10 protein-coding genes are annotated in these 10926 nt (G+C 74.2%); 6 read left to right on the top strand and 4 right to left on the bottom strand.

Annotated elements, in window-relative coordinates; genetic code table 11:
* Window positions 1-55: 55 nt before the first annotated feature.
* The 4 genes from ACFT41_RS04195 to ACFT41_RS04180 form a co-directional block, all read right to left on the bottom strand.
* Window positions 56-1966 carry a primary-amine oxidase gene (locus tag ACFT41_RS04195; RefSeq protein WP_377581235.1) on the bottom strand — a complete coding sequence of 637 codons (1911 nt, stop codon included), beginning with the start codon at window positions 1964-1966 and terminating at the stop codon, window positions 56-58.
* 82 nt (window positions 1967-2048) lie between these two features.
* Complete coding sequence (locus tag ACFT41_RS04190) at window positions 2049-3161, bottom strand: FAD-dependent oxidoreductase (RefSeq protein WP_377581238.1); 1113 nt, start codon at window positions 3159-3161, stop codon at window positions 2049-2051.
* Entirely contained in the window at window positions 3158-4396 is a 1239-nt protein-coding gene (locus ACFT41_RS04185; RefSeq protein WP_377581240.1) for an aminotransferase class V-fold PLP-dependent enzyme, read from the bottom strand. Before ACFT41_RS04185 ends, ACFT41_RS04190 begins: the two co-directional genes overlap by 4 nt.
* Before the next feature lie 135 nt (window positions 4397-4531).
* Window positions 4532-5980: an aldehyde dehydrogenase family protein gene (locus tag ACFT41_RS04180; RefSeq protein ID WP_377581243.1), complete on the bottom strand. Its 1449-nt coding sequence runs from the start codon at window positions 5978-5980 to the stop codon at window positions 4532-4534.
* Between the two features lie 125 nt (window positions 5981-6105).
* Between ACFT41_RS04180 and ACFT41_RS04175 the strand changes: the two genes are divergently transcribed.
* The 6 genes from ACFT41_RS04175 (at window position 6106) to pcaC (ending at window position 10893) form a co-directional block, all read left to right on the top strand.
* Complete coding sequence (locus ACFT41_RS04175; protein WP_377581246.1) at window positions 6106-6867, top strand: sulfite exporter TauE/SafE family protein; 762 nt, start codon at window positions 6106-6108, stop codon at window positions 6865-6867.
* Window positions 6868-7110: 243 nt separating this feature from the next.
* Complete coding sequence (gene pcaH / locus ACFT41_RS04170) at window positions 7111-7824, top strand: protocatechuate 3,4-dioxygenase subunit beta (RefSeq protein ID WP_377581344.1); 714 nt, start codon at window positions 7111-7113, stop codon at window positions 7822-7824.
* Window positions 7817-8389: a protocatechuate 3,4-dioxygenase subunit alpha gene (gene pcaG, locus ACFT41_RS04165; RefSeq protein ID WP_377581249.1), complete on the top strand. Its 573-nt coding sequence runs from the start codon at window positions 7817-7819 to the stop codon at window positions 8387-8389. Before pcaH ends, pcaG begins: the two co-directional genes overlap by 8 nt.
* On the top strand, window positions 8364-9731 hold the full coding sequence (gene pcaB, locus ACFT41_RS04160) for a 3-carboxy-cis,cis-muconate cycloisomerase (protein ID WP_377581251.1): 1368 nt from the start codon (window positions 8364-8366) through the stop codon (window positions 9729-9731). Before pcaG ends, pcaB begins: the two co-directional genes overlap by 26 nt.
* A complete protein-coding gene (gene pcaD, locus ACFT41_RS04155) occupies window positions 9728-10501 on the top strand; it encodes a 3-oxoadipate enol-lactonase (protein ID WP_377581254.1) in 774 nt (257 codons plus the stop codon). Before pcaB ends, pcaD begins: the two co-directional genes overlap by 4 nt.
* A 41-nt stretch (window positions 10502-10542) precedes the next feature.
* The gene (gene pcaC / locus ACFT41_RS04150) at window positions 10543-10893 is read left to right on the top strand and encodes a 4-carboxymuconolactone decarboxylase (protein WP_377581346.1); all 351 of its coding nucleotides are present in this window, start codon (window positions 10543-10545) and stop codon (window positions 10891-10893) included.
* Window positions 10894-10926: the final 33 nt, after the last annotated feature.

Below are 10926 nucleotides of genomic sequence, written 5' to 3'. Positions count from 1 at the left end.
TCGGTGGGCGGCGACCGCGCCCATCGCCGACGCGATCGTTGACCGCCCCGCCTCCCTAGTGGCAGCAGGAGTCGCCGGCACCGTGACGGCGCGGGGCCGGCAGGTCCAGCGACGGGTTCCGGTCGAAGAAGCCGTCCGGTTCCAACCGCATGCCGATCCGGTGCACCGCCATGATCGGCCATTCCTCGGGGCGGGGATCGTGGTGCACGCCGACCACCGGCCAGAGCACGAGCTCGACGCCGTCGAGCGACCGGTTCGCCTGCTGCCAGGCCGTGATGCCCTCCGCGGCGAGCGGCGCCTGGTTCGGGTACTCGCCGGCGATGAACCGCTCCGTCGGCTCGTACGGCGTGGCCCAGAGCTGCCTGGCGACGAACGGCGCCTTCCGCTCCACGACGCTGCCGGGGCGGGCGAAGAGCCGCGTGGTGTGGGGCAGGGTGAGTCGGTAGCCGGTCCGGTCGCCGTAGCGGTTGGTCCGGGAGGTGCTCTCGACCAGCCAGTGCACCGCCCGCGCCGGGTCGGTGTTGCGGGCCGCCTCGGCCTCGGTGGTGATCGGCGTCCGCACCATCCGGCAGGCGTTGCCGTACGGATTGAGCTCGTCGTCCTCCTCGGCCTCGGCGTGGATCTCGTAGAGCCGGTTGCGCGGGCCGTCGACCCCCATGTCCAGCCGCAGCCCGAAGTAGTGCTGGTGGTTGGGGGCCTGCACGTTGGGGGCGACCAGGCGGCCGTAGCGGGGGGTCTGCCCGTCGTCGATTCCCGAGACCGACATGACGCCGGTCAGCTTGATCTCCAGGTCGATCATGCCGTCCTGGTAGAAGGACCAGTAGAAGCCGTAGTCGTAGTTGGCCACGGTCGCGAAGAAGGAGATCACCAGGCGGCGGCTGCGCCGCACGTCCGCCTCACCGGTGCGGGTGTTGACGTGCTTCCACAGGATGGAGAAGTCCTCCTCGTGCAGACAGATCGCGTTCTTGATGGTCCGCGCCTCGCCGTGGCCGTTGAGCACGGCGGTGTCGAAGTAGCGGATCTCTCCCAGGCAGTCGCAGCCCAGCTCCAGCGACGCCGTGAGCGGCCCGGCGCCGTATTCGCCCCAGTCGAAGAAGTTCTTGCGGTAGGCGGTCGGGTCGCTGTCGAGGTAGGGCACGTACATCTCGCTGACAGCCGCCCGGCGCACCACCGGCCGCGTCTCGTCGCCGTCGTGGTAGACGACGTCGTGCAGCACGAGGCCCTCGCGGTGGGTGAAGCCGACCCGGAAGGACCAGTTCTGCCAGGTGACCAACTGCCCGTCGATGGTGAAACCCGGTCCCTCCGGCTGGATGATCTCCAGCGGCGCGACGGTCCGGTCCGGCCCCCAGGTGCCGGAGCGGTAGTTGCCCGTCTCGGACGCCATCGGGAGCACCCCGTGGTCCTCGATCCGGACCACTTCGAGGGTCTCCAGGTCGATGATCGGCACGAGCCCGGCGACGGGCCGGGCGTAGCCGTTGTCGTCCTCGCTCAGCCGGTGCCAGACGGTGCCCCAGGAGAGCCGACGGTCGGCCAGGTCCGCGGGTTCGAAGCCGGTGATCGATTCGGGGTCGACCCAGACCAGCGAGGCGTCGGTGATGCCGCGCCGGGCGAGCGCCACCTGGAAAGCGGCGTCCTCCCGGCACGCCCGCGCGACCATCCGGGCCTCCTCGCTGGAGACACCGGGCCGCCGGGCGTCGACCGGCGTCCAGGAGGCGACCGACGCCGGCCGGTCGACGCCCGAGGTCCAGGCGCCGACCTCCCAGGCGGCGTGGGCGTCGGGGTTCATCACCACCAGCCGTACCGGTCGGCCCTGCCCTGGCGCGAGGGCCCGGGCCAGTCCCTCCTCGACCGCGATCCCCCAGTAGCGCGGCCGCCTCCCGATCCGCGGATCGTCGCCGACCAACGCGACGACCTCGGCGATCTCGGCTTCGGTGAGTGGGTCGTTCCAGTGCGCTGCGATCGTCATGAGTTCTCCACGGGGTGCGGGATGAGGTCGGCGGGCACCGGCCCGCCGGTGGTGGACGCCGGGGCCGGTGGCGGCGCGGACGTCACGGGTCGAGCCGGCGTCGCACGCCGACGAAATCGAGGTCGGCGCGGTCGGCGCCGCCACACAGGTCGGCGACGGCCGCGCCGATCGCCGGCGCGAACTTGAACCCGTGCCCGGAGCACGCGGCGGCGACCACCACCGGCGGGGCCCAGGGCAACCGGCCGAGCACGAACCGCCGGTCGTGGGTCATCGTGTAGAGGCAGGACGCGGCCTCGACCACGTCCCGCTGCGGATCGGCGGCCACGCCGGGGACGTAGCGCGCCATCAGGCGGCACAGGTCTCCGGTCTCACCGGCGGTCGGCGGCGCGGCCGGCCGCCCGGGATCCCAGACCTCGCCGGCGTCGATGCCGGCCTTGAAGCCGTTGCCGGCGGCGTCGGGGATGCCGAAGACGAGGCCGTCGGGGCGGTCCACGGAGAATGCGCCGAGCCGTGGCGGCCGGGCGAGCGGCTGGCCGGCGCGGAGCGTGACGGTGACGATGCGCCACACCTCGAACAGGTCGGCGAGCGCGGGCACGACCCGGCCGACCCAGGCACCGGTGGCGAGCACCAGCGACCGGACCCGGATCCGGCGGTCGGTGGTCTCGACCAGGCACCCGTCGCCGGCCGCCCGCCAGCTCAGCATGCGTTCGCCGAAGGCCAGCTCCGCGCCGGCCGCCCGGGCCCCGGCACGGGCGACCGCCAGGGCGGTCCCGGCCTCCACGACCCCGGCGGACGGGTCGTACACGGCCCGGTAGCCGTCCGGCACGGCGAAGGAGGGCATCAGCTCCCGCAGCCGGCCCCGGTCCTCGACGATCTCGCAGCCGGGCCCCTGGAGCTGGGACGTCCCGCGATGGGCGTAGAGGCCGCCGGTGCGGCGCACGAGGGTCTCGCCGCTGGCTCGCTCCCAGCGCTCCCAGCCGGCGAAGGCCTGCGCGACGAGGTCGTTCCAGACCGGGTTGGGGTACGCGCGCCGGATCATCCGGGTGCGGCCGTGCGACGAGCCCCGGTGGTGGTCCTCGGCGAACTGGTCGATCGCGACGACACGCGCCCCGCGCAGGGCGAGCTCGTAGGCGGCGGCCGAGCCGTGGACGCCGAGCCCGACGACGAGGACGTCGGCCTCGGGCTGCCCGCTCACGGGTTCGCTCCCCGGGCGATCTCGGCCACCGCGCCCAGCAGCGCCTCGTGGTCGGCGTCGTTGTTGTAGACGTGCACCGAGGCCCGGACCACCGCGGGCACGCCGCGCAGGCCCAGGTCCCACTGGCCGTGGCTGGCCGGCACCGACACGGTACGCACGCCGCGTACGGCCAGCCGCCGGCTGACCGCGTCGCTGCCGAGACCGTCGACGGTGAACGTGACGATGCCGGAGGGGCTGGCCGGCGGGTCCTGCACGGTCACCCGGTCGATGGCGGCGAGCCCCCGACGCAGCCGGACGCCGGTCTCGGCCAGGTACGCCCCGGTGGCCTCGACGCCGCGATCGAGCAGCTGGGTCAGTGCCATCCCCAGGCCGAGCCGGCCGGCCACCGAGGACTCCCAGGTCTCGAACCGGCGGGCCGTCGGCGACAGGCTCCACTGACGCGCCCCCGTCCACACCGCGCCCCGTACGTCGGGCGCGACGGGCGTGAGCCGTTCGAGGAGGGCGGTGCGCAGGTAGGCGAACCCGGTGCCCCGGGGGGCGCGCAGGAACTTGCGTCCGGTCGTCACCAGGGCGTCGCAGCCGATCTCGTCGACGTCGACGCGCAGCTGCCCGACCGACTGGGTCGCGTCGAGCAGGTAGACCGCGCCGGAGCGGCGGGTCAGCGCGCCGATGTCGCGCGCCGGCTCGACCAGGCCCGACGACGTCGGCACCTGGGCGACGCACACGACGTCGCGCGGGCCACCGGTCAGGGTTCGCTCCAGCTGGTCGAGATCGACCGCCCCGTCGGGGCCGTTGGGCAGGACGACGAGTTCGGCGCCGGTCTCCTGGGTCAGGCTGAGCAGGTGCAGGGCATGGCTGACGTAGGTCGAGCGGGCGACCAGGACGCGGCTTGTCGCGTCCAGGCGAAGCGCGTCGACGATGACCCGCAGTCCGGTGCTCGCGCTGTCGGACAGGGCGATCTCCTCGGCCCGGGCGCCGATGAGGCGCGCCGCGGCGGCGTACGTCTCCTCGATGCGGCCGGAGGCCGCCGCGGCGGCCTCGTAGCCGCCCTCGCTCTCCTCGCGCCGCAGGTGGGCGACGACCTCGTCGACCACCGCGACCGTCGGCAGCGCCGAACCCGCGGAGTTGAGGTGGTGCGCGTGGCGCACCCCGACCGTCTGCGCCCGTTCCCAGGCGACGTCCACGGGCCGCACGAGAGTGCCGAGCCGGTCGACGTCAGCGTGGTCAGTGCTCACCGAGAGGTCCACCGTCGACCGCTCCCCCAACCTTCCGGTAAGGGATCCGCAAGGTTTGAACCTGGATCCTATCGCACGGCGCACAGCGCAAGCCTGCCAGATTCATGGATACCATCTCTCTAGGAACGGATGCGATCACAGGCTGATCACGACGGCCTTGGACTCCAGATAGCTGTGCAACGCCTCGTCGCCGAGATCTCGGCCGAGGCCCGACTCCTTACGACCGCCGAAGGAGAGCGCGGGATCGAACACGTTGTAGCTGTTGACCCACACCGTCCCCACCTCCAACTGGGCGGCGACGCGGTGCGCCCGGCTCAGGTCGGTGGTCCAGATCCCCGCGGCCAGGCCGTACGTCGAGTCGTTGGCGATCCGCACCGCCTCGGCCTCGTCGTCGAAGGCGAGCACCCCGACCACCGGCCCGAAGATCTCCTCCCGGGCGATGACCATGTCGTTGGTCACCCCCGCGAAGACGGTGGGGGCCACGTAGAAGCCACGGCCCGCCGGCGCCGGGCCGCCGACGACCATCTCGGCACCCTCGGCCCGCCCCTGCTCGACGTAGCCGAGGACCCGCTCGCGCTGCTCGGCCGAGACCAGCGGCCCCACCGAGACGCCCCCGGACAGCCCGTCGCCCACCGGCACCCGCGCCGCCGCCCGGGCGAGCCGTTCGGTGAACTCGGCGAGGACCGCGCGGTGCACCAGCAGCCGGCTGCCCGCGGTGCACATCTGCCCGGAGTGGCCGAACGAGGCGCGGATCGCGGTGGCGACAGCGGTGTCCAGGTCGGCGTCGGCGAAGACGATGTTGGCGCTCTTGCCGCCCAGTTCGAGGGTGACCCGCGCGAACCGCCGGGCCGCCGCCGCGCCGACCAGCCGGCCGACCGCCGTGCTCCCGGTGAAGGAGACCTTGCCCACGCCGGGATGGTCGACCAGGGCGGCGCCGACCCGACCGTCGCCGGTCAGCACGTTGAGCACGCCGGCGGGGACGCCGGCGGCGGTGATCAGGTCGGCGAGGCGGAGCATCGTCAGCGGCGTCTGCTCGGCCGGCTTGACGATCACCGAACAGCCGGCGGCCAGCGCCGGAGCGATCTTGAAGGCGCCCGTCATGATCGGGAAGTTCCACGGCAGGATCAGAGCGGCCACCCCCACCGGCTCCAGGGTGGTGTAGACGTGGTGGGCGCCGGGATCGATCGGGACGGTGCCGCCCAGCAGCCGGCTCGGGGCGCCGGCGAAGTGCCGGAAGGTACGCGCGGCGGTGGCCACGTCGGCACGGGACCGCTCGATCGGCTTGCCGTTGTCGCGGGTTTCCAGGACCGCGAGTTGCTCCAGCTCCGCCTCGATCAGGTCGGCGACCCGATGCAGGATCCGGGTCCGCTCCAGCGGCGGCATTCCCACCCAGCGCCGGTCGGCCAGGCTCCGCCGGGCCGCGTCCACGGCCGCGTCGATGTCGGCCGGGGTGGCCTGGACGGCCCGGGTGAGCACCTCCTCGGTGGCCGGGTCGACGACCTCGAACAACTCGCCACCGGGGTGCCAGGCCCCGCCGACGAACAGCGCCTGGGCAGGGGCGAGGACAGGAAGCTCAGCACGCATCGTGGTCTCCTCCACCGGCGGTGTGGATGTCAGGTTCGCCAGCAGCCGGCAGCACGACTGGCCTCCCCAATCCGAATGGTGTATCCATTCTATATGACATTGGATCCAGAGCGCGAGCGGCAATCGTGACCCCGACCCAGGCCACCCTCCTGCTTCTCGCCGGCCTGGCCGGTGGGCTCGTCAACGCCGTCGCCGGCGGTGGATCGCTGATCACCTTTCCGGCGCTGTTGAGCATCGGACTGCCGCCGGTGTCGGCGAACGTGAGCAACGCGCTGTCCGTCGCGCCCGGCTACGGTGCCAGCGTTCTCGGCAGCCGCGCCGACCTGGCCGGGCAGGGCCGGCTGATCCGCCTCGTGCTGCCGACGGCGATCCTGGGCGCCCTCGGTGGCAGCGTGCTGCTGCTGGCCACCCCACGCGCGGTGTTCGACGTCGTCGTGCCCTTCCTGGTGCTCGGCGCGACCGCGATGCTGGCGTTCCAGACCCGACTGCGCGCCGTCGTCGGGCAGCCACGGGCCCACTCCCCCGGCCGGGCCGCCGCGACGTCGCACCTGGTCGTCTTCCTGTGCGGGATCTACGGCGGCTACTTCAACGCCGCGCTCGGCCTGCTGCTCATCGCCGGGCTGGCGCTCGTCCTCGACGAGTCGTTACGCCGGGTCGGCGCGCTGAAGAACGTCCTCTCGGCGACGGTGGGCGCCGTGACGGTCCTGGTCTACGGTGTGTTCGGGCCGGTCAACTGGGCCGCCACCGCCGTGCTGGTCCCGGCGACCATGCTCGGCGGCTTTCTCGGCGCCCGGTTCGCCCGGCGGCTGCCGCCCGGCGTCCTACGCGCGGTCATCGTCGTCTTCGGCGGAGCCGTCGGCGTCGTGCTCCTGGCCCGGGCGTTCTGAGCAGCGGAGTCGACGTTGGTGAACTCCGAGAACCCCACCGGCGCGGGTGCACCCCGGCACCGAGGGCCGGGCCCGGCCACCCGGACATCACCCCGTGACACGTTGACGGATCGACGCACCGACTCTAACGTTCGACAGGAGAACGCGCGTTCGCACAGCGAACAGCGTGCGGGCGCACCTGAAGCGGGAGGGCTCTTGGCCGTGAACCACCACATCACCAGCCGGGTGGACGACCGGGCCCCGCTGCCGCGGTACCGGCGTGACGACGTCGACGCCCACCCGCCCCTGCTCAGCCCCGACTACCGGTCGACGGTGCTCCGCGCACCGAGGCAGCCGCTGGTGCACCTGCCCCACCGGCTCACAGAGGTCACCGGGCCGCTGCTCGGGGAGAGCCGGCTCGGCCCAGGAGACCACGACCTGACCCGGCAGCACGACGGCGAGCCGCTCGGGCAGCGGATCATCGTGCACGGCCACGTGCGCGACGGCGACGGCCGGCCCGTTCCGCACACGCTGATCGAAATCTGGCAGGCCAACGCCGGCGGCCGCTACCGGCACGCGGTGGACAACTGGGCGGCGCCGCTCGACCCCCACTTCGACGGGGCGGGTCGGGCCCTCACCGACGACCGGGGGCGCTACCGCTTCGTCACCGTGCAGCCGGGCGCGTACCCCTGGCGCAACCACGGCAACGCCTGGCGGCCGGCGCACATCCACTTCTCGCTGTTCGGCCGGGCGTTCACCCAACGCCTGGTGACGCAGATGTACTTCCCCGGCGACCCGCTCTTCTTCCAGGACCCGGTCCTCAACTCGATCCGGGACCCGGCGGCGCGCGAGCGGCTGATCGCCCGCTACGACCACGCGACGACCCGCCCGGAATGGGCGTTGGCATACGAGTTCGACATCGTGCTGCGGGGTCGGGAGAGCACGCCCTTCGAGGACGACGAGGCCGACGATGAGTGAGCGACACGGCGTGACGCCGGCCCAGACCGTCGGGCCGTACCTGAGCATCGGCCTGAGCTGGCCCGACGGCCCCCACGTCGTCCCGCCCGGCACCCCGGGTTCCTTCTGGGTGCGCGGCCGGATCACCGATGGCGAGGGAGCCCCGGTCGTGGACGCCATGGTCGAGAGCTGGCAGGCCGACCCGGACGGCCGGTTCGACCACCCCGACGACCCGCGCGGCGCGCGGACGCCGCCGGTGGCCGGATTCCGGGGGTTCGGGCGCAGCGAGACCGACGACCAGGGGCGGTACGCGATCCTGACCGTGCGGCCGGGCCCGCTGCCCGCGCCGGACGGCGGGACCGAGGCACCGCACCTGAACCTGTCGGTCTTCGCGCGCGGGCTGCTGCACCGGGTCGTGACCCGGCTCTACTTTCCCGACGAGCCCGCGGCCAACGCCGCCGACCCCGTCCTGGGCGGTGTCGACGCCGACCGCCGGGGCACCCTGATCGGCCGGGAATCCGCGGACGGCGTGTGTTTCGACATCCGGCTCCAGGGCGACGATGAGACCGTCTTCTTCACCGTCTGACGGCCTGCTCTCGGGCCTGTCCGGCCACCCCGGGGTCGACGCCGAACTCACCGACCGGGCGCTGTTGCGGGCGCTGCTGGACACCGAGGCCGCACTCGCCCTGGCCGGGGCCGACTGCGGGGTGGTGCCCCGGGGGGCGGCCGAGGCCATCGGGGCGTACTGCCGCGCGGAGCTGTTCGATCCGGTGGCCCTCGGCCGGGCCGCCGAGGACGCCGGCAACCCGGTGGTGCCGCTCGTGCGGCAGCTCACCGCGGCCCTGCCCGAGCCGGCCCGCGCCTGGGTCCACCTCGGTGCGACCAGCCAGGACGTCCTCGACACCGCGTTGGTGCTGGTCGCGGTGCGGACCGCCGGACCACTGCTGGCCCACCTCGACCGGGCCGCCGACGCCGCAGCCCGGCTGGCCGCCGCCCACCGCGACACGGTCATGCTCGCCCGCACGCTCGGCCAGCAGGCCGCGCCGACCACGTTCGGCCTGAAGGCCGCCGGATGGCTGGTCGGCCTGACCGAGGTCCGGACCCGGCTGGACCGGGTCCGCGCGACGCTGCCGGCGCAGCTCGGCGGCGCGGTCGGCACGCTCGCCGCGCTCGGGCCGGCCGGCCCGGCGGTCGCCGAACGCTTCGCCGGCCACCTGGGCCTCGCCGCGAGCCCGCTGCCCTGGCACACCCGCCGCCAGCCGCTGCTCGACCTCGCCGCCGCGCTCGGCGGGCTGCTCGCCGCCACCGGCAAGATCGCGCTGGACGTCGGGCTGCTCGCCCAGGTCGAGGTCGGCGAGGCCACCGAGGGCGGCGAGGTCACGCAGGGCGGGGCGGGCCGGGGCGGCTCGTCGGCGATGCCACACAAACGCAACCCGGTCGACTCGGTCCTCGTCGGCGCGGCGGCGCGGCGCGGGCCCGGCCTGGTCGCCACGATGTACGCCGCCGCGGTGCAGGAGCACGAGCGGGCCGCCGGAGCGTGGCACGCGGAGTGGGAACCGCTGCTCGACCTGCTGCACCTGGCCGGCGGCGCGGCCGCCAGGACCGCCCGGATGCTGGGCGGCCTGCGGGTCGACGCGCGTCGGATGCGCGCCAACCTCGACGCGACCGGCGGCCTCGTGCTGGCCGAGGCGGTGGCCGCACGGCTGGCACCCGCCCTGGGCCGCAGCGTCGCACACGACGCCGTCGCGCGGGCCGCGACCGGGCCCTCCTTCCGCGACGCGCTGCTGGCCGACCCCGAGGTCCGTGCCTGCCTGAGCCCGGACGAGCTCGACGAGGCGCTCGACCCGCACGGGTGGCTCGGATCGGCCGGGCTCCTCGTCGACCGGGCACTGGCCGCTTGCCGAGAACGAACGGAGCCGGCGCGGTGACGCCCCGCCTGCACGCCACCGTCGACGGCCCGCCCGATGCCCCGGCCCTCGTGCTCGGCAGCTCGCTGGGCACCGTCGGCGCCATGTGGGCCCCGCAGCTGCCCGCCCTCACCGCCCACTTCCGGGTGATCCGGTACGACCACCCGGGCCACGGCCGCTCGGCGGTGCCACCGGGCCCGTACACCATCGAGCTGCTCGGCCGGGAACTGCTGCGCCTGCTCGACGGCCTCGATGCCCGGCGGGTGCACTACGCCGGGCTCTCCCTCGGCGGGATGGTCGGCATGTGGCTGGCCGCCCACGCCCCCGAGCGGGTCGGCCGGCTCGCGCTGCTGTGCACGTCGGCGGCCCTGGGCCCGGCGCAGATGTGGCGCGACCGGGCGGCGGCCGTCCGCGCCGGCGGCATGCCGGCGATCGCCGACGCCGTGGTGACCCGCTGGTTCACGCCCGGATTCGCCGCCGCCAGACCGGAGACGGTGGCCGCCTGCCGGGCCATGCTGACCTCGACGCCGGTCGACGGGTACGCGGCGTGCTGCGCGGTGATAGCCACGATGGACCTGCGCAACGACCTGACCGGCGTGCGGGCGCCGACCCTGGTCGTCGCCGGGGCCGACGACCAGGCCACCCCGGTGCCACACGCCCGCCTGATCGCCGAACGGATCGCCGGGGCCCGGCTGGCGATCGTCGAGGACGCCGCGCACCTGGCCAACGTGCAGCAGCCGGAGCGGGTCAGCCGCCTGCTGCTCGAACACCTCGCCGAGGAGACACCGTGACACCTGGGTCCACGCCCGAACGCGATCGGCACGCCACCGGCATGGCGGTCCGCCGACAGGTGTTGGGCGACGCGCACGTCGACCGGGCCGTCGCCGCCACCGACGAGTTCACCGCCGACTTCCAGGACCTGATCACCCGCTACGCCTGGGGCGAGATCTGGTCGCGCCCCGGCCTGGACCGGCGCACCCGCAGCGTGATCACCCTCGCGATCCTCGCGACCCTGCACCACGACGAGGAACTGGCGATGCACGTCCGCGCCGCCCTGCGTAACGGCCTCACCCCGCAGGAGATCAGTGAGGTCCTGCTCCAGGTCGGCGTCTACGCCGGCGTACCGGCGGCGAACCGGGCGTTCGCCGTGGCCCGGCAGGCGGTGCGCCAGGAGGACGAATGACCGATGGGAGGGCGGCGTCGTCCCCCGGCCCCG

The sequence above is a fragment of the Micromonospora sp. NPDC057141 genome (assembly GCF_042670805.1).
Classification (GTDB): domain Bacteria; phylum Actinomycetota; class Actinomycetes; order Mycobacteriales; family Micromonosporaceae; genus Micromonospora.
This window is presented reverse-complemented; position numbering and strand designations above follow the sequence as displayed.

Excerpts from the sequence above, each read along its gene's own strand:
- ACFT41_RS04195 (WP_377581235.1), bottom strand. The coding sequence starts at position 1,966 with ATGACGATCGCAGCGCACTGGAACGACCCACTCACCGAAGCCGAGATC.
- ACFT41_RS04180 (WP_377581243.1), bottom strand. The coding sequence starts at position 5,980 with ATGCGTGCTGAGCTTCCTGTCCTCGCCCCTGCCCAGGCGCTGTTCGTC.
- pcaG (WP_377581249.1), top strand. The coding sequence starts at position 7,817 with ATGAGTGAGCGACACGGCGTGACGCCGGCCCAGACCGTCGGGCCGTAC.
- pcaB (WP_377581251.1), top strand. The coding sequence starts at position 8,364 with ATGAGACCGTCTTCTTCACCGTCTGACGGCCTGCTCTCGGGCCTGTCC.
- pcaC (WP_377581346.1), top strand. The coding sequence starts at position 10,543 with ATGGCGGTCCGCCGACAGGTGTTGGGCGACGCGCACGTCGACCGGGCC.